This window comes from Acinetobacter lwoffii (assembly GCF_052078135.1).
Taxonomy (GTDB): Bacteria; Pseudomonadota; Gammaproteobacteria; order Pseudomonadales; family Moraxellaceae; genus Acinetobacter; species Acinetobacter lwoffii_Z.
In genome coordinates, this window is the sequence record NZ_JBQGUZ010000002.1 from 226,760 (window position 1) to 246,210 (window position 19,451).

General features: G+C 41.3%; 17 protein-coding genes and 2 rRNA genes. 2 read left to right on the plus strand and 17 right to left on the minus strand.

Features of this window, described 5'->3' with window-relative positions; all coding sequences use genetic code 11:
- Positions 1-75: 75 nt before the first annotated feature.
- Both ACTL4S_RS02305 and ACTL4S_RS02310 read right to left on the minus strand, forming a co-directional pair.
- Complete coding sequence (locus tag ACTL4S_RS02305) at positions 76-603, minus strand: gamma carbonic anhydrase family protein (RefSeq protein ID WP_171065037.1); 528 nt, start codon at positions 601-603, stop codon at positions 76-78.
- A 24-nt stretch (positions 604-627) separates the two neighbouring features.
- On the minus strand, positions 628-1,236 hold the full coding sequence (locus ACTL4S_RS02310) for an NUDIX hydrolase (protein ID WP_004279164.1): 609 nt from the start codon (positions 1,234-1,236) through the stop codon (positions 628-630).
- Positions 1,237-1,359: 123 nt separating this feature from the next.
- Between ACTL4S_RS02310 and ACTL4S_RS02315 the strand changes: the two genes are divergently transcribed.
- A complete protein-coding gene (locus tag ACTL4S_RS02315) occupies positions 1,360-1,908 on the plus strand; it encodes an NUDIX hydrolase (RefSeq protein WP_004279163.1) in 549 nt (182 codons plus the stop codon).
- A 59-nt stretch (positions 1,909-1,967) separates the two neighbouring features.
- Here ACTL4S_RS02315 and filF read toward each other — a convergent pair whose 3' ends face one another.
- From filF to filA, 6 genes are all read right to left on the minus strand, one after another.
- Positions 1,968-3,899: a putative pilus system protein FilF gene (filF, locus tag ACTL4S_RS02320; protein WP_441298670.1), complete on the minus strand. Its 1,932-nt coding sequence runs from the start codon at positions 3,897-3,899 to the stop codon at positions 1,968-1,970.
- Positions 3,900-3,920: 21 nt separating this feature from the next.
- Positions 3,921-5,114: a putative pilus assembly protein FilE gene (filE, locus tag ACTL4S_RS02325; protein WP_441298671.1), complete on the minus strand. Its 1,194-nt coding sequence runs from the start codon at positions 5,112-5,114 to the stop codon at positions 3,921-3,923.
- A gap of 7 nt (positions 5,115-5,121) precedes the next feature.
- Positions 5,122-6,786, minus strand: a complete 1,665-nt coding sequence (filD, locus tag ACTL4S_RS02330) for a putative pilus system OmpP1/FadL family transporter FilD (protein ID WP_180038490.1) — start codon at positions 6,784-6,786, stop codon at positions 5,122-5,124.
- 12 nt (positions 6,787-6,798) lie between these two features.
- Positions 6,799-8,004 carry a putative pilus system protein FilC gene (gene filC, locus ACTL4S_RS02335; protein WP_005247185.1) on the minus strand — a complete coding sequence of 402 codons (1,206 nt, stop codon included), beginning with the start codon at positions 8,002-8,004 and terminating at the stop codon, positions 6,799-6,801.
- 34 nt (positions 8,005-8,038) lie between these two features.
- Entirely contained in the window at positions 8,039-8,872 is an 834-nt protein-coding gene (filB, locus tag ACTL4S_RS02340; RefSeq protein ID WP_180038488.1) for a putative pilus system C39 family peptidase FilB, read from the minus strand.
- Between the two features lie 187 nt (positions 8,873-9,059).
- On the minus strand, positions 9,060-10,109 hold the full coding sequence (filA, locus tag ACTL4S_RS02345; RefSeq protein WP_441298672.1) for a putative pilus system protein FilA: 1,050 nt from the start codon (positions 10,107-10,109) through the stop codon (positions 9,060-9,062).
- Between the two features lie 259 nt (positions 10,110-10,368).
- Between filA and ACTL4S_RS02350 the strand changes: the two genes are divergently transcribed.
- Positions 10,369-11,700, plus strand: coding sequence for an anthranilate synthase component I family protein (locus ACTL4S_RS02350; RefSeq protein ID WP_441298673.1), 1,332 nt, complete (start codon positions 10,369-10,371; stop codon positions 11,698-11,700).
- A gap of 131 nt (positions 11,701-11,831) precedes the next feature.
- Here ACTL4S_RS02350 and hisC read toward each other — a convergent pair whose 3' ends face one another.
- The 9 genes from hisC to ACTL4S_RS02395 all read right to left on the minus strand — a co-directional run.
- Positions 11,832-12,920, minus strand: coding sequence for a histidinol-phosphate transaminase (hisC, locus tag ACTL4S_RS02355; RefSeq protein WP_409654746.1), 1,089 nt, complete (start codon positions 12,918-12,920; stop codon positions 11,832-11,834).
- 148 nt (positions 12,921-13,068) lie between these two features.
- Entirely contained in the window at positions 13,069-14,373 is a 1,305-nt protein-coding gene (gene hisD, locus ACTL4S_RS02360; protein WP_441298674.1) for a histidinol dehydrogenase, read from the minus strand.
- A gap of 186 nt (positions 14,374-14,559) precedes the next feature.
- Positions 14,560-15,261 carry an ATP phosphoribosyltransferase gene (gene hisG / locus ACTL4S_RS02365; RefSeq protein WP_004646025.1) on the minus strand — a complete coding sequence of 234 codons (702 nt, stop codon included), beginning with the start codon at positions 15,259-15,261 and terminating at the stop codon, positions 14,560-14,562.
- Positions 15,261-16,517 carry a UDP-N-acetylglucosamine 1-carboxyvinyltransferase gene (murA, locus tag ACTL4S_RS02370; protein ID WP_004279150.1) on the minus strand — a complete coding sequence of 419 codons (1,257 nt, stop codon included), beginning with the start codon at positions 16,515-16,517 and terminating at the stop codon, positions 15,261-15,263. Before murA ends, hisG begins: the two co-directional genes overlap by 1 nt.
- A 7-nt stretch (positions 16,518-16,524) precedes the next feature.
- Positions 16,525-16,776: a BolA family iron metabolism protein IbaG gene (ibaG, locus tag ACTL4S_RS02375; RefSeq protein WP_004730742.1), complete on the minus strand. Its 252-nt coding sequence runs from the start codon at positions 16,774-16,776 to the stop codon at positions 16,525-16,527.
- A 133-nt stretch (positions 16,777-16,909) separates the two neighbouring features.
- Positions 16,910-17,242 carry a ribosome hibernation-promoting factor, HPF/YfiA family gene (gene hpf / locus ACTL4S_RS02380; RefSeq protein ID WP_253138043.1) on the minus strand — a complete coding sequence of 111 codons (333 nt, stop codon included), beginning with the start codon at positions 17,240-17,242 and terminating at the stop codon, positions 16,910-16,912.
- Positions 17,243-17,426: 184 nt separating this feature from the next.
- Positions 17,427-18,878 (minus strand): RNA polymerase factor sigma-54, encoded by a 1,452-nt coding sequence (locus tag ACTL4S_RS02385; protein WP_441298675.1) that lies wholly within the window; start codon positions 18,876-18,878, stop codon positions 17,427-17,429.
- A 194-nt stretch (positions 18,879-19,072) separates the two neighbouring features.
- Positions 19,073-19,187, minus strand: a 5S ribosomal RNA gene (gene rrf / locus ACTL4S_RS02390).
- Positions 19,188-19,364: 177 nt separating this feature from the next.
- Positions 19,365-19,451, minus strand: a 23S ribosomal RNA gene (locus ACTL4S_RS02395); the annotation flags it as partial.

The following is a 19,451-nucleotide window of genomic DNA, read 5'->3' on the forward strand; positions in this document are numbered from 1 at the left end:
CGCGAGATTTTCCCGAAACAGATACAAAAATGCCTAGAAAATCTAGGCTTATGATTCACTCATTAAAAGAGTGCCTTAGAGTTGCACTTCTTCCAAATCCTGAAATTTCTGAAAATGCTCGGCATAATGCATGGCGCTCATTGTTAATTTTTGAATACTGTCATCATCCAGCGTTTTTACCACTTTACCGGGTGAGCCCATCACCACGGAATTGTCTGGAATGATCTTGCCTTCCGGAATCAAGGCATTGGCACCAATAATACAATTCTTCCCAATCACGGCATTGTTCAGAATGACCGCCTGAATCCCGATCAGACTGTTATCGCCAATGGTACAACCATGCAGCATGGCCTGATGGCCGATTGTCACATAATCACCAATGTGCATCTCAATGCCTGCATCCGTATGCAACACTGCATTTTCCTGCACATTACTAAAGTCACCCAATTTAATTTTACTGTTATCTGCACGTACTACAGCCCCAAACCAGACACTGACTTGTCGTCCAAGTTCAACTTGTCCAATCACTGTTGCCGTTGGTGCCACCCAGCCATCCCAGGGCTGATGTGTAGCGGTAGGTAAGTGTCCCTGAAATTTGTACAACATTGATAAAATCCTGTTCAATGGTTAAAAAAATTTGGAGCGTTTAAACGTTGGAGAATTAAGCAAGAATGGCCAGTCTTTTTTATAATCCAGCCCATATTGAAATAAAGAAATCAGCATACGTGCGGTCAAGCCCCAGACCACTTCATTTTCTACCCGCATACTCGGAAAATATAAAGATTGCTGGGCAAAGCGAACTTCATAAGGCGTAGGTGTCACTTCAAGCAAATGCTGCAATGAGGCAAAGAAAATCCGGTCGATTTCCGTCGGTTGTGGAATCAGCTTCACTTGCGGAGGAATCAGTCCCACAATCGGTTTGACCAGCATGCCATTGCGGGCTTTTTGCATGGGTAAATCACCCATTAAATGCACATCAAAAGGATTGAGTGCCGTTTCCTCATAGGCTTCCCTTAAAGCCACCACAATATTACTGGTATCTTGCGGATCGCGCTTGCCGCCTGGAAATGAGACTTCTCCGGCATGATTATTCAAATAAGCTGAACGGCGCGTCAGCAATACTTTCGGGTCAGCTTCATCTGTAATTGCAATCAACACGGCAGCATGCGCAGATCGGATACGCTTGGAAAAACGTAATCGTTGCTGCAACCTTTGTGTCAATTCACATGCATCCATTCTCTCAGCCCTGACGATGATCATAATTTCATCATAGCTGATTTTAGTCGGGGCAGGAGAGAAATGATGCCAAATTTTGCTTTTTCAGTTATCCTGAGCTTACTTTTATCATTGATGATGAATATGAACTTCTGTGTGAATTGTGGACATAAAACCACTGCTAAAATTCCTTTGGGCGATCAGCAAATTCGCAGCGTATGTGATTCATGCGGCTCTATTCATTACATTAATCCGAAAGTGATTTGTGGCGCTTTAGTCTTATTCGAAAACAAAGTACTGCTCTGCCGTCGTGCCATTGAACCACGCTACGGCTTATGGACTTTACCTGCCGGCTATATGGAACTATTTGAAACCATGGAGCAAGGGGCTGCACGGGAAACCCGCGAAGAAGCCGAAGCTGAAGTAGACATTGAACAGCTGTACTGTATGTATAACATTCCGCGTATTGGTCAGATTTATGTGCTATTTAAAGCCAATCTGATTGATGGAAAATTTGGTGCGGGTGAAGAAACCATCGAAGCACGTTTATTTGATGAAGCAGATATTCCCTGGACTGAACTTGCCTTCCCGAGTGTAGAACACACCCTCAGACATTATTTTGAAGACCGTAAAAATAATATTTTTCCAATGCATCTGGAAACATTAGGCACGCGTCTAGACCATACCGGTTAAATTTAACATCCATAAAAAAAACCCATACTAAGATGGGTTTTTTTTATTTTTAAAGAATATTATTTGGCTTTGACTTGATAGCAATCCGCGAGCTTAAACTCAACCGAACCACCGTTTAATTTTGCCAGGCTAATATCTGCCGGTGTTTCACCCTCATTGTTATTATTATAAACTTTTTGAAAACTGGCATAGGTATTGGCCCATTGTACCCCATCACCTGCCGAATTCAGGAAAGTTACACGCCCATTCTGGCCGACATTAGTATCTAACACATTAGACAAATTGAGCAGTGCACCACCGATCACAATCGAATCCCTAGAATCCGGTGAAGACTGGATGCGTGAGTCTACCCCTACCAATGCGCCATTGATATTACCAAACTTTTCATTGGCCAAAATCAGGCGCATGGAAACCGCTTTATCAGCGACAAATGCACGTCCCAAAGTTCCAAGGCGGTATTGTGGTATGCCTTGATGATCTAAGAGTGTATCTGCCAACACATCACCTTGACAGCCATTCACCGGATCAGTCGCGAAATTGCTGGAAGATTGCATATTGGTGCGTACATCACCATTACTGTCAATGACGATTCCTAAAGTAATTGGGCTGACAGTGGTATCTGTAAATTTAAATTCCAGATTGGCATACATTGGGAAAATGTATTTCTCCCCATCCGCGACGTTCTGCGCTGTTTTAAAGACCTGACGATCCAGATAACTAATTGGGAAAATCTTATATAGATCAACGCTTCCCGTATAGTTTTCACCATCGGCCTGCAAACGCCACAACCCCAAGTTGGCTTGATCGGAAGTATCCAGCGATTTTTTGTCAGTCACCATCTTATAGAAAGCTTCTTTACCGGCGATCACATAATCATTCAATAATCTGCCTTGATACAACTCAAGCGGAGTCGCATTATTTGCAATATTCAAGCGGTAAGGCGTGTTAATGGTTTTACTGGTTGGATGAATCCATGAACTTTGCGGATCAGCGGTCATTTGTACCGGTTTCACCTTACGGATGAGTTGAGCATTAATCCCCCCTAAGGAAGATAAATTTTCTTTAGCCAGAGTTAACTCATTATCACGCCATTGTAAGCCGCTGCCAAAGGTATAGCCCTGGCGATCGGTAATCAGCATAAAATGGCCAAATAAATATTTAGTATTCTTATTCTTAATATCACAAGGGCTTTGATTACAGCCCACCAGTCCATCTGAACCCGTCAGGTTACTACCAATTACGCCTGAAGTTGAGAATAATGAAAATTCTGGCTGATACACGGCTGCGTTAGCAATCGTCACCAGCTTTTTAACTGTGGCAAAAGCCACCTCATCCGAAATTGTGCTGATATCAACAAAATCTTTAATTTTGGTCGCAAAATCTGCATCCATCAGATTGATATTCTCACTGGTTTTCGCCAGGTCTTTACGCATCTCTTCAGTAATATACAAAGGTTGTACATCAGATGGATTAATAATACGCCCTTCTTCTAACGCCAAAGCTTGCAGAATTTTAACCAGACGCATGGCCACCTGAACGGTAGGATCATTAGGCACCAAATCACCTACCGGACGTCGAGCAATCCCAGTTGCAATATCGATTACACTTAAACGCGGCAGCTGGGTCTGGGCACTAAAACTGGCATAATCGCTGAGTTTAATTTGACCTAAATTAATCTTGCGTGAAGCAAAACTTTGAATATAAAACTCAATATTATCCGTCTTTTGACAGGTTCCAGAAGCAACCCCGTTTTTACTATCAAATAACGTAATAAAGGTATTTTCTGTATCGCTACTACAGTTAAAGTTCAAACCATCGAGCGGATATTCCAGCCCCCATTCCACACAGTTAGTTGTACCTGGGGTACAAGTACCATTGGTCGTGGCTTCATCATTTTTTTCTGGAATGACATTGGCACTTTCCCCACCACACCCACTCAGTGCCGTTAAAAGTGTGGTTAAAGCAAATGGAAATAATTTTTTATTTTTCATCTTTTTGTACTCGAATAGTCCTTATCGAATGGCGACTAATTTTAGTTGTCCATGATTTGTCAGCATCTTGTCTTCAACATCTATTGCTGAGGCCAAAGGCGTCAATAATATATATTCACTTTGAGCAGGAATCTGGAGAATCCCTTCGATACGCTCATGTTGAATAATATTCGCCTGTCCTTCCTGATTTTTAAAACCACCCGCTCCTTCAAGCACACAACCACGACTGTCTAAAAACACAACAAAAGGCCAATAATACGTTGGATTTTTCTGGCTAGAGGCATAAGAATTGATCTGAATATTCTGGATATCGGATTGAAGCTTTACCACTTCAAAATCAAATTGGTCTGCTTTAAGAGGCGCACGAGGCCAGAGGTTAACTGCTTTTTTAAGGCTGATTTCTTTAGCTTTTTTAATTTTCTTATCATTAAAACACTGTTTGCCCAAGCTATCGATGGTCTCCGACTGTGAAATACGATAATAACTTTGAGCCAGTACCACAGGACCAGAATCTACTTCTGGCGTTTGAAACAAGGATTTTAATACGGATTGTCCCACCCCTTTTTCACGTTCAATTGTCTGGGTCCGGGTAGTTCCAATATTTTTATCTACTACTCCTTCGGGCATGCTATAGAAACGTTTTTTGCCTTCCAAATTAAATTCTTTATTTTCCAGATACTCACTATCCACATATTCAATGCCTTCAACCTGGCTAAATCCCGGTTTTTGTATAATAGCAACAGAAGATCCAGCTCCAATATCAGGATTTTGAATAGCTTGAGATTCAGGTTTTAATTGTGGTTTAGACTGAATCTTTTCTTGCACAGTATGCAGTTGTACTGGTTGTACTGGTTGTACTGGTTGTACTGGTTGTACTGGTTGTACTGGTTGTACTGGTTGTACTGGTTGTACTGGTTGTACTGGTTGTACAACCATATTATGGTCATGCTTAAGTTTAACTTGCCTATTTTCTACGACGGGCAATTTTTCTATGTTTTGTCTTACAGTTACAGGCTGAACTATTGCAGTTTCTACTTTTTTCAACAATCGAGATTTGTCTTCAGTTTTTTTCTCTGCATTATTACGGGGTACGACTAATGGTCGGCCATCTGGACCAATAATCGTAATAAATTCTTTAGCGCTTGTATAAAAAGACACGGATACCAGATTTAATGCCAGTACCGCTGTCAATCCAACGTTCCTTGTCTTGATCATTTTTCCCTTACCAACGCGTGCGATAGTTCAAACCTAAAATTGTAATTTTGGTATCTGTTTTTACGTTTAAACCTGCATATGGGTTTAATAACAGGTTATTTACCCCGGTCTGGTTGGCTAAACTACTGGTATTTGCTGGAATCTGATCTTTGCTGCGCAAGAAACCAATTGATAGATCCAGATCAGTATCTGCATCAAAACGGTAACCAACACCTAAACCAAATAACTGCGCACCATTGATCGGTACCATGGTATTACGCTTATTTTTCGGAATAGCACTGGTACGTGGCTCATAACCTGCCCGAAGCTTCAAACGGTCTGTAGCGGAATACTCAATCCCGATACCGAAGTTCCACGGCGATTCAAATCCCATCGGTAAAGCCAAGGTTGAGTCTGTAACATTGGCAGACAAAATTTTGGCAATTTTTAAGGCTGAAATAGTCCGATCAAATTCAAATTTAAATTCGTCCCAGACCTTGTAATCTGTCCAGCCAATATCAAAATTCACTTGCAAATCTGGCATCACTTTATATTTGATACCTGCCTGAAAATGCGCCGGATATTCAAAATCCTGCGACACCAGACCAGATTCACTCGATGGTATGTAATTAGGAAATCCAAGAATTGCAGCCAGAATCTGGCCGGTTGGTGAGGTCATTAAACCTTTAATCATTTCCTGAGGAGCTTTGGCATTATCAATATGATATTTACCTTTTAAGCGCATTTTTGCAGCACTTTGGTACACCATACCAAAACTAAAGTCTTCGCGCGGTTCCCACAATATTCCCAGGTTATAACTTGGGCTTAAGTTCTGCTCAAGCTCCAGTTGCATTTGACCAAACTTGCCAAATGGGTTCATCCCCTCATCCGCATTACAGATCCCGAGCAAAAGAATATCTGTAATAATGTCGGAATTTTCTTTAAACGGCGTACACACGACTTCGTCGATCATACGCAACATCCCAATCAACTCATTCGGGAAACGCAAGTCCGTTTTCATCCCGATGGCTTGATAAGACATCCCGATAGAAGCACCAATCGACAGTTGGTCATTGACCTCATAACCGATGGATGGTGACAGATAGGTAATCCGCTCTAAAGCAACCTGCTGTCCCATAAAGTTTGCCGGGTTCCCATCTTCATGACCAAAACCTGCCATGAGAGGAGCATAAACAGCAGTCGCATAAGTGGCTTTCGATCCAGGGGGATTGTATGCGATCCCCATGGTCGGTGCAGTCAAAGGAAGGCCTTCCCCTAAATCCACCATTTTTTTCAGAAAAGGGACATAAAGGCTGACATATTCCACATCACCTTTGACCGGACCTTTAAAATCGGTACACAAATCAGATGAAACTTCAGGACCGTCATTACAGACAATAGGATCATCAGAATAGCCAAATACGTTATATCCGGCCGGTACTGAAAACTCACGCTGGATATCAAAATTAGCCACAATGATTTGCTGTTCGGTTTGCAGACCATCAATTTTAGTCAGTGCAGCCGGGTTAAAGTGGATGGCATTGACCCCTGGAGGATCTGCGGTGACGGCATTCCCCATGGATAGTGCACGTAAATCAACTGAAAGGTTGGTTCCCAATTGTGCAAAGGTATAACTTGAACAGCCCGCAAGAATAATTCCTGTTAATAACGGGCTAAGTCGAATGTTTTTCATACGACACCCCTATTAACTGATTTTTTTACCAAAACCTAAAATATCAAGTGGGAATGACAGTCCCAACGAAACATCCGGTGCATCTTCGGTCAGCCCTAGGCCAACGGTCCCATTAACAATTGTTTCTGGAGAAACTCGCACCCCTAAGGAAATTGCAAAGGTAGAACTGGTCTGATCTGCAGCAGAATAACTTTCACCAGTGTTATAGTTAAATTCCGCACCAGTATTAAAGCTTTGCTGATAGGACATGGTCATCGAAACATCATAGTTAAATGAATATGCGAAACCAAAGGCAAAGCCTCCACTAACACCAGGTTCAAACTCCTCAATAATCCGGCTACCTCGACGCTGATTCAGGCCCGATTCTTTAAAACCATAGTTCGCAGAAACCGATGCAAACAATACAACTGGGTCAATGTATTTACGTGTACTAGCACCCACTCCAGCAGAATAATAGCCCTTTCCTGCTGCCAGATCTGTCGCGGCATTAATTTCATAAGGGCTATCACCGGTTTTAGTTGATAAATTACCAAATAAAATCAGAGGCAGACGACCTGCTTTTAGTGGGAAGGGCTCCCAGCGAGCACCCAGACTAATATCACCCAAGCCTGCCGTAGACGTATCTTTTAACAAGTCAGTTTTAGCCACTAAAGGTAGGGATGCAGTCAAGGTCAGGTTATCTTTCACGCCATATTGGAAAGTGAAAGTATTAGTCATACTATGTGTTGCATTTTCTTGAACACGTAGTTGATACAATTGGCCCTGAGCCATTTCTATATCGAGTTGAGTGTCCCGATAATAGGTATAATCAATATCGTAATATGATGAAATTTCACCTTGTTTTATCAGAGAGTATTGGCGTTCATTTGACGTAAATACTTCTTCCAGATTAGCTGCCTGAGTAGCATCTCCTTCTTGTTGCTGTAAAGCTTGAGATGCATCTACTACCTGGCCAGCCTGAGTCTCTACAGGTGCTGCTGTTTCCACGGCAGCCTCTTCAACTGCTTCATATCCACCTAGTTCCGATTCTTCTGCAGTCTGCGTTTTGACCTGCCCGGTTTGAGCCGGTACAGATGCAGCAGTTTCAACAACAACTTCTTCATCAACCGTTTCGTATTCACCTAGTGCTGGTTCTTCTGCAGCAAATGCAACGCCCATTACCATTTGAATGCTCAGTGCCAAGAACGTCTTGTTCATCCATTTACTGTTCATATCCATTTCACCATTTTAATTTTTATTACTGTTTTTCGTTTTATTTATTCTTGTAATACAGTCTCAGGAAGTTATGTTGATATTCCCCAAATTGTTCTGACTCTGTATTACGATTACGGTCCATACGGATCGTAGAAGCTTTATCAGCAATTTTTTCCATATAAAATTGTGGGTACTGCATGTCAACCAAGGCATAGCGATTGATCGTAGCATCTTCTACATGGCGCATATCTGATTCTTTTAATGCTAGAAAATTTTTGCGATATTGTTCAGGTACATTAATCAGGAACAAAGTATTATTTTCCCAAATATCCTGAAAACGCCGTTCCTCAAAACTGATATTACCAAGTGCCGGATCTGCAACATAAACCCGGCCATTTTTATAACCTTTATAAACTACAAAATGCTTAAATCCCGCATAAGAAATCGGAACAATGGCAGGCTGATCTTGATTGACTAAATCTTTGAACTCTCCTCGATAGCCTCCACTTTCCAACCCTAAGGCTGAAACAAAGCGCTTCATATCAAGCAGAGAAAAACTACGGCGTTCAACAATTTTATCTGTTTCACCGAATTTCATTAGCCCACTCATGACTTGCTGCTCATCCAGCTGCGTACCGACATAACCATTGAGGAGGGTCGTAAGTGCTGCTGAACCACAACTATAATCATAAGCTTGACGTACAATGCCCTGAAACTGATCTAGAAGTGCCGGTTTTACTTCTACAGTTTCACGGTGCATACGCACAAAAGAGTCATTTCTTGAATCAAGAACTTCAGTATAGTGAACAGCCCCATTCGGCTGTTTTTTGATATCCAGAGCTTCTTTGGCAGCGTAATACATCAACGCCGAGCCCAACGCGATCTCTAACATAATTATTAACTTTTCTTATAATGGGCATGATGTGCCTATTTTTCTTTTTATAGAGCATTCACTCTACTTCCCTGTAACTAGAAAGATACCTGCTTTTTCAAAAAAATACAGTATTTTTTTTATTTTTTAGATAAGTGAGATAGTCATAAAAAAGCGCGTGTAAACACGCGCTTTTTTAAAATAAAGATTAGTGACCCGAAATGGTAATAATTGCGCCTTTAGTATAACTACCTTGAGCTTGAGAGTAGAAAGTTTGTAAACCTTGAACTTCCATATCACCAATTGATGATCTTGCTTCACGGTTACCTAAATGAATACCTTTAATGTATTGGTCTTTCGCCCCAGTATCATTACTTACAATACGAACATGCGCTGCCTTACCTAACTGAGCTGTAGTACCTACATAAGCATCGTTATATACAGAAATATTCTGACTAATGGTTAAATTATTAGAATCCGCATCTGCAATTTTGATACTTTCAACAAAAATCTCACCGGCTTCACGTGTAGTCACTGGAGTCGTACCTACAAGCCCCACTGCTTTATTTTTAGACGAGTTATCTAAAATACCTAGGTTTTTAATTTCTAGACCACCTACCATTACACTATTCATCTTGATCATAGCGCCTTGTGGAGCAGCACCCAGTTGAATATTGGCATTTATCACACCAGTTTTAACGTCAAAACCACTAATGATGTCGTTTACAACACCGGCACCACCTCGACGAATCGAATCCGGATCATCTGTACCAGATGCAGTTACACCAATTCGGCCAACTTTGATATCTAGACCCGATACTTGTGCAGCAACATTAATGAAAGGATTACCAGCACCAGCATCCGAATCAATTACCAAGTCAGCAAGGTTACGGGATGCAAGTAAATAGGCACCATTATTGTCATAATTGGCACCGATTACTACACCATGCGTTGCAGTAGTAGGATCAGCAAGAGCAGCAGCATCAGGTGCTGTATCAGTCTTACCACGGATTACGATCGCACCTGCTGTAGAAGTACCTCCGAAACCCGCCTCATTTGCAACACCTTTTGGCGCTAAACCGTCGTTATCATGGATAAATAATTTTTCAATAGCAATTTTCGAGATGCCGATACCAATTGTCAAACCGTCTTGACCCGTTGTTTCACTTAGAGATGCATCATCCATTGCTTGCATCGCCATCGCATTGGCACTAAATACAACTGAAGTCGCTAAAACTAATTTTGTAAATTTTTTCATTGTTTACTCTCCCAAGAGTACTATTTTTTTTGGTTGTGAATTACTCAGTGTTTAGGCTGTATTTTTTATTTTCTGACAGCTTAAGCATCTTTCCTTGAGTAATTTGCTAGCCCACTTAAATTAGCGTCGAGTCAGTTTTTGATCAACTGTTGTTGGTCGCAATCTGTCGCTTACCGATAAACGGTATTTCATGATTTAAAAATATTTTCCTGACTTCTTGATATAAAATAGTGAGTCATATTGAACTCTCCATAACTGAATGACCGAAGCTCTCTATCATCACCCTTTAAAATTTGAATCTCGTCTGGTTACAGATCTATTATCCGCATTGAAGACATTAGATCATCTGGTGTATTTAAATAATAATGGTCAGCCTTTTATTGCCTGCTGCGCTCAAGAATATTTTGTTGCGCCGACATCACAAATTCAGTCTTTTAAAAGAACAGGGATTGAACAATATCAATCCAGCCCATCTGAATTTAATTTAGTGATTGATGCATTAAAAAATCCTCAAGAGAATGGCTTTCATGGAGGCTATGTTGGTTTTATCGGCTACGATTATGCGGCTCAACAATATATTCAGTATCCAGACCATCCTCAACCTGGTTTATTTATTGGTCAATTTCCTTCCTACATTAAACCAACCCCTGATGGCTGGATGTTCTATAGTGATGATCCACAGGCAGAACAGATTTTCAATCATATTCAGAACCTACTTAATCAAGATAAAATTCACCCGACATTTCATTTAAAAAATCCTTGTACCTCACGCTGGACCAAATCTGTCTATACTCAGGCTTTTCAGAAAATTCAGGACTATATTGTTGCAGGTGACTGCTATCAGATTAATCTAACCCAAGAATTTAAAGGTCGTGCCCAAGGCTCCCTCTTAGCCACTGCCCAAGCATTCTGGGCATTAACCGAAGCCCCCTATGCGGGTTATTTGCGTATTGGTGATTTTGAATTACTCAGTTGCTCACCCGAGTTATTTATTGACTTCGAAAAAAATCGGAAAATTATCACCAAACCAATTAAAGGCACCATGCCACGCTATAGCGATCCTGTGCTAGATGAACAATCTAAACACAACTTAAAAACATCGGAAAAAGATCAGGCAGAAAATGTCATGATTGTGGATTTATTACGTAATGATTTAAGTATTTATGCGGAAACAGGTTCAGTTAAAACACCCAAATTATTTAATATCGAAAGTTTTAATCAAGTGCATCATATGGTGAGCGAAGTAGAAGCGACCTTAAAAGCGGATGTGAATCCTTTCGAGGTGCTAATGTCAGCCCTACCAGGTGGCTCAATTACGGGGGCACCTAAAATTCGTGCCATGCAGATTATTGCTGAATTGGAAGGTGCAGCACGTGGAGCTTATTGTGGCTCAATGGGTTATTTTAATTTTGATGGTACCGGTTCCTGGAACATTCTGATTCGTTCCCTCCAAAAATATCAAGAAGATGTTTCTTTATGGGCGGGCGGTGGAATTACTATTTCTTCAGATTGTGATGCAGAATATCAGGAATGTTTTGATAAAGTTTCAGCGATGCTGGATCTATTAAATACATGGTATCAGCCTGAATAAATAAAAAAGCGAATCATTTGATTCGCTTTTTTATTTTGAATCCAGCCTAATCCTCATTTACCAAAGGAGGGAATCCTCTAATTCAGTAAAACTAAGAAGACCCTTCTTTTATAAAGAGGAGTTTGGGGAGATTAAGCTAAAATATCGTTTTTCAAGGTATCGACTAAACGCTGATTTTGCTCATCTGTACCAATAGTAATTCGCAAGAACTGGTTAATACGTGGCTTGTTAAAATAACGCACGATAATGCCACGTTCACGCAACTCCCTTGCAAGCTCGCCTGCATCCGTAGATGGCAATGAGGCAAAAATAAAGTTGGCACTCGATGGTAAAACTTTAAAACCAAGCTCATTTAATTGAGACACCAACTTTTCACGGCTAGCAATCACTTTTGCATTTTGTGCTTCAAAGTAGGCCTGATCTTCAAATGAAGCGACCGCTGCAGCAATCGCAAAACGGTCCATCGGATAAGAGTTAAAGCTGTTTTTGACTGCTTCAAGTGCTACAATCAAATGTGGCTGGGCAATCGCGAAACCAACACGTAACCCTGCAAGAGAACGTGACTTCGAAGTAGTTTGACATACGACTAAATTTTCATATTTTTCAACCAGCTTGACTGCTGATTCGGCACCAAAATCCACATAGGCTTCATCAATCACCACCACTGAATCCGGATTGGCTTGCAGAATTTCCTCAATGGCTACCAAGCCTAGATCAATACTAGTCGGTGCATTAGGGTTAGTGATAATAATGCCACCATTAGCTTGTTTATAGTCATTTACAACAATTTCAAAGTCATCATTCAGTGGCAAGATTTTGGTTTTGACGCCGAAAAACTGACTATAAACCGGATAGAAACTATAGGTAATATCTGGATAAAGTACAGGCCGTTCTTGAACAAAAAATGCTTTAAAGATATGTGCCAAAACCTCATCTGAGCCATTGCCGACAAAGACGGTTTCAACAGGTACATTTTGCTGTTTAGCGATCGCCTGTTTCAGTTCAGACGCATCCGGATCTGGATATAAACGCAAAACGTCTGCTGAATTTGCCAATACCTGTTGTACTGCCGCAACCACTTTGGGTGATGGCGGATACGGATTTTCATTGGTATTAAGTTTTAAAATATTCTGGATTTTTGGTTGTTCGCCTGGGATATACGGTTCTAATTCACGTACTTCAGGACTCCAAAAACGCATTTGTTCTGTTGTGATATTCATTTTGTATTCTCTTTAAACCCTCTCCTAACCTCTCCCTGAGCCATATATGGCGCAAGAGAGGAATTTTCATTACTAAAGACACAAGATTTTTGTGGTTTAAATTCTCCTCTCCTTTTAGGAGAGGGTCAGGGAGAGGTGGTAATGCTATTTATGATTGATAACGATAACGTGCTGAACGCGCATGCGCATCCAGGTTTTCTTGTTGCGCCAAGATATCCGCGGTTTTTGCTAAAGTTTTTACACCTTCTTGTGAGCACATGATCAGGCTTGAGCGCTTCTGAAAATCATAAACGCCTAAAGGTGATGAAAAACGTGCAGTACCTGAAGTTGGCAAGACGTGGTTTGGCCCGGCACAGTAATCACCAATGGCTTCAGGCGTATAACGCCCCATAAAGATCGCACCTGCATGACGAATGCTGTCAGACATTGCTTCTGCATCATCTAAACACAACATCAGATGCTCAGGCGCTACCTGATTAATCAAATCTGACGCTTCTTGACGGTCTTTTACCAAGACTAAAGCACCACGATTGGCAATCGAGGTACGGGCAATTTCTGCTTTCGGCAATGTTGCTAGGTGCATTTCAATCGCCTGTTCAATCGCATTCAGCAACTGTTCATCTGGTGTGATGAAAATGGCTTGTGCCACAGTGTCATGCTCAGCTTGCGAAAGTAAATCCATGGCCAGCCATTCAGCATTATTTTGGCCTTCGGCATATACCAAAATTTCAGAAGGCCCTGCAATCATGTCGATGCCGACCTGACCAAACACTGCACGTTTTGCTGCAGCAACAAAACGGTTGCCCGGGCCAGTAATTTTATCTACTGCTGGGACAGTTTCTGTACCATAAGCCAATGCCGCAACCGCTTGTGCGCCACCAATGGTAAAGACACGCGTTACGCCTGCCAGATATGCAGCCGCCAGTACCAATGGGTTTAAATCACCATTCGGCGCAGGTACCACCATAATAATTTCAGGAACACCCGCCACATGTGCAGGCACCGCATTCATCAATACTGAAGATGGATAAGACGCCAGACCACCCGGTACATAAATCCCCACACGATCCAGTGGAGTCACTTTCTGACCGAGCGTATTGCCCAAGGCATCGACATAAGTCCAGCCATCTTGCTTTTGTGCTTGATGGAATTCCCGAATACGATTCGCTGCAAGTTCAAGCGCTTCCCGGACTTCCGTGCTTAGACCATCAAATGCTGCTTTCAATTGTTCCTGGGTCAGTTCAAGCTCTGAAAATTGATGCGCCGGATGTCGATCGAACTGTTGAGTGAGTTTAAGAACTTGAGCATCACCATGCTGACGAACATCAGCAATAATTTGATCTACAGTTTTTAAAAGTTCAGGATCATTAACAGTTTCAAAAGCCAACAAGTCAGCAAAAGCTTGCTTGAAGTTTTGATCTTGGGTCGATAAACGTCGCATCAATTTACCCATCAGGTTTGAATTCGAAGGCTTTAGTTTACCTGTTTTCCAGACTTTTGTCGGCAGCTATAGTGCTCTAGCCCTATGAGTTTTATTGGAAATAACTTTTGGTAAAATTGATGAAAGAATTCACATCATATTTATGTTCAATCGAATAAAAAAACCGCCCTAAGAGGACGGTTTTTTTATGCAACAAATTTAGGCCTGTTTGGCCTTTTCACGTTCTTCCACGGCTTTTTCAAGCTGTGCCAGAATCGGATTTAACAACGCTTGCTTACGCTTGAAGCTAGCTTTGTTTACGATTAAACGTGAAGACACTTTGCAAATTTCTTCAAGTGGCTCTAAACCATTGGCGCGTAAGGTATTACCAGTATCGACCACATCAACAATGTAATCGCCCAGACCGACCAGTGGTGCAAGTTCCATGGAGCCATACAGCTTGATCACATCAACCTGCTCGCCAAGGCTGGCATAGTATTGACGGGTCAAATTCACGTACTTGGTCGCAATTTTTAAGCGACCTTTAGGACGTTGCATCCCCACCTTACCGGCGGTCATCAATTTACATACCGCAATTTTCAGATCCAATGGTTCATAGACGTTTTGCGCGCCATGTTCCATCAATACATCTTTACCGGCCACACCAATATCGGCTGCACCATTTTCAACATAAGTCGGTACATCTGAAGCACGTAAAATTAAGATACGAACCTGTTTATGCGTAGTCGGGAAAATCAATTTACGAGATTTATCAGGATCTTCTAAAAGATTAATCCCTGCTGTTTCTAGCAAAGGTAAAGTCTCTTTTAAGATACGCCCCTTACTTAATGCCAAAGTTAAACCATGATCAAAATTGCCCATTACGTCAAAGTTTGGATCATCGTTTCTCATATCGCTCATTAATTTACTCGCTTAATTTGGGCACCTAAACTTTGTAACTTTGCTTCTACATCTTCATAACCGCGGTCAATATGATAAATGCGGTCAATCAGCGTTTCACCTTCAGCGGCAAGTGCTGCCAGCACCAAAGAGAACGAAGCACGTAAATCTGTTGCCATTACGGGTGCGGCAGAAAGTTTTTCTACACCCGTTACCACAGCATCATTACCTTCTACCTGAATATTGGCACCCATACGTGCCAATTCAGGAACATGCATGAAACGGTTTTCAAAAATCGTTTCAGAAATTGTCGCAAAGCCTTGAGCAATGGCATTCACAGCCATAATCTGGGCTTGCATATCGGTTGGAAATTCTGGATGTGGTAAGGTTTGGAAGCTGACAGCTTTCGGACGTTTACCCAGCATATCCAGTTCAATCCAGTCGTCACCACGGGTCACTTCTGCGCCCATTTCTTCAAACTTGTCCAGCACCGCTTCCATCAGGGACGGATCAGTATGCGTGGTTTTGATACGACCGCCAGTGATCGCTGCTGCTGCCAGATATGAACCGGTTTCAATCCGGTCAGCAACAACCGCATATTCACAGCCATGCAGACGTTCGACACCGGTCACAATTAAAGTATCGGTATCTAGACCTTCAATCTTGGCACCCATCTTGATCAGCATTTGCGCAAGATCAGTGATCTCAGGTTCACGTGCTGCATTGCGAATCGTGGTCACACCATCGGCCAACACGGCAGCCATCAGAATATTTTCTGTCCCACCCACAGTCACCATATCAAAGACAACTTCGCCACCTTTCAGGCGACCATCGACTTTGGCATGTACATAACCGGCTTCGACTTCAATCTCGGCGCCTAAAGCTTCTAAAGCTTTCAAATGCTGATCGACAGGACGGGAACCAATCGCACAACCGCCTGGTAAAGACACTTTTGCACTGCCATAGCGCGCCAATAATGGACCAAGCACCAAAATAGAAGCACGCATAGTTTTTACGAGCTCATACGGTGCGAACTGGTTATCTAATGTAGAAGTATCAGCAACAACCGTATCGCCTTCATAAGTCATGGTGATCCCAAGACCAGCAATCAGCTTCACCAACGTATTGACATCTTTTAGATTAGGAACATTTCTGAGCGTAATCGGGGTATCAGCAAGAATCATTGCTGCCAATAATGGAAGTGCTGCATTCTTTGCACCAGAAATGCGCACTTCACCTTCGAGCTTGATACCGCCCTGAATTAAAAATTTATCCATTAAATGATTAAGCTCCAAATAAGCTTGCTTTGCGCCATTCTTCTTTTGTCATCGCGCGAATCGTTACTGCGTGAACTGCACCACTGGCAATATGGGCATTGAGAGGAGCATAAACAGCTTGTTGACGTGCAACTGGACGCTTACCTTCAAATTGATCATCCACAATACGGAGATCAAATTTTCCGCCCTGACCACTCACAGCAACATCCGCCTCTGGAAAAGCGGCTTCTAAAATTTCAGCGAGCTGTTCATTATTCATCACAAGACCTCTTATAGGACTAAGGGTGTAAAACCAGCCATTTTACTATAAATAGCAAAAATAATTCATGGATCCATACATTATATATATAAAAAAAAGAGGCTTTTAAAACCTCTTTTTCATCATTTGTCCTTTATAGAGCTAAAGGATGCTGCTGTAAATGCATTTCCCGGTATCGATCAATCTGCCGTTTCAATTTTTCGGTCAATATTTTAATTGAGGTATACATATCATCTGCGGTGGCGTGAGCAAAAAATTCAATGCCCGGTAATCGGATAATAGCCTCTGCGATATGATTACTACTGCCCTTTCTAGAGCGTTTATCAATTTGATGATCTTTCGAGAGTTTCACTTGCATACTATTCACCTGATCTAGGTGCTTCGTCATCTGTGAAAACTTGATTTTTATACTTTCTTCAATAGCTGGCGTAATCGATAAATGATGTCCACGAATTGTTATTTGCATAGTTCTATCCCTCACCTTCGTTAGGATTAGAAGAGTCACAATATAAAATAATTTAAATACAGCAACTTATAAATAAAATATCCGTATTTTAAGTCCTGGATCAAATCATTTTACTGCTCCTCAAAAGAAAAAAAGATTCATTATGCTGTCATAATGAATCTCTAGAATAGCCAGATTTCAAATTTTAGATCAAGACTTTTCGTTCAGAAGATGAAGGAATATGTAACGATTCACGATATTTCGCCACCGTACGTCGTGCCACATCAATGCCTTCATCTTTTAACATATTGGCAATTGCATTATCAGACAAAGGCTTGCGGGCATTTTCTTCGGAAATCAGTTTTTTGATTTTGGCACGAATAGCAGTAGAAGATGCTTCACCACCTGAAGTCGTGCCAACGTGACTCGAGAAGAAATATTTCAACTCGAACAATCCACGTGGGGTCAGCATATATTTATTGGTGGTTACGCGCGAAACTGTAGATTCATGCAATTCAACTTCTTCGGCAATATCTCTTAAAACCAGAGGTTTCATGCCTTCCGCCCCAATTTCCAAGAACATTTTTTGATGTTCCACAATACAAGTTGCGACTTTCAATAATGTTTTATGTCTTTCATCGATACTTTTGATAAAGTTCTTTGCTTCCAGCATCTGATTACGCAAGTACTGATTATCATCGCTTTGATCTGCACGACGAATCATTTTTGCATAAAAAGAATTGACCCGTAACTTTGGCAGGACATCCGAGTTTAAATTGACTTGCCAGCAGTTATTCTTTTTCATCACCACGACATCTGGCACCTGATAATCCGATTCCTTGTTTTCAAATTCCAGACCCGGGTGAGGTTTCAATGTTTTTAGCAAATCTACGGCACAGCGCAACTGCTCTGGATTTAAGCCAGTCTGTTTAATCAGCTTAGGAAGCTCATTGGTAATCAACAATTCATAATGTTGCAGAAGTTTGATCGCATCATTTCGGCAAGACGTTGATGTAGGTAAATTATCAAGTTGGACCAATAGGCATTCTGCCAAGCTTCTAGAGCCTACACCCACGGGATCCAAACGCTGAATATGCTTTAATACGACCGCAACCTCATCATCTTCAATTTCTTCTTCAGACCCCATAGAAGAGAGTAAATGTTGTACCGATGCAGTAATTTCACTCAACTCTGCATCTAAAAAACCTTTGTCGTCTAAAGAATCCACGATGCAATAAGCGATTAATTTATCAACCTGTGAAAAATTCAACAGATTAATTTGTTCTAGCATATATTCTTGCAGGCTCTGATGTCCTTGACGATTATCTTCACGCTCTTCGAACTCGGCTGCCCCCAGACTTGTAGGTTGATGGGTATAAACATCATCCCAATCGGTATCTACAGGTAAGTCATCAGGCAGATGATCGGCATTAAGTTCATTGGTTAGATCGTGATTTTCATTATTTAATTCAATTGTCGATAAGCTTTCAAGGGTAATTTGCTCTTCAACTTTTTCTAATAGAGGATTACTATCAAGTTGCAACTGAACTTCTTGCTCCAATTCCAGACTTGAAAGTTGTAATAGCCGAATTGCTTGCTGTAATTGTGGAGTTAATGACAGCGAGTTCGCAATTTTTATGCCCACTGATAATCTCATTGTTACCCCCTTAATAGAAAATCCCGTTTTATAAGCAATTTTTATGCCGTTTTATTTTTTATAACACAGATTTACTAAAAAACATACAAATTGGATTTTAAATTCCTAGCCTTTCGCGACTAATAATTTTTAAATACTTAATTTTTCGCATAAAAAAACACCCCCAACCTTAGTTGGGGGTGTTTCGAATAATGAGCTGGCGATGACTTACTCTCACATGGGTAATCCCACACTACCATCAGCGCTAAGAGGTTTCACTTCTGAGTTCGGGAAGGGATCAGGTGGTTCACTCTTGCTATGGTCGCCAGCACAACTGTTTATGGATACTTGCTAGGTCTTATTGAGATGCCTTGCTTTCTACCAAATAGAATTCATTAACAGATTTATCTGAGTTGGATAGTTTGTTCGTTTAGCGTAACTAAATCAAGTCACTTTGTTTAATATCGAATCAATCGAGCTTTTATACAACAACTGTTTGGGTGTTGTATAGTCAAGCCTCACGAGCAATTAGTATTGGTCAGCTTCACATATCACTATGCTTCCACATCCAACCTATCAACGTCGTAGTCTTCA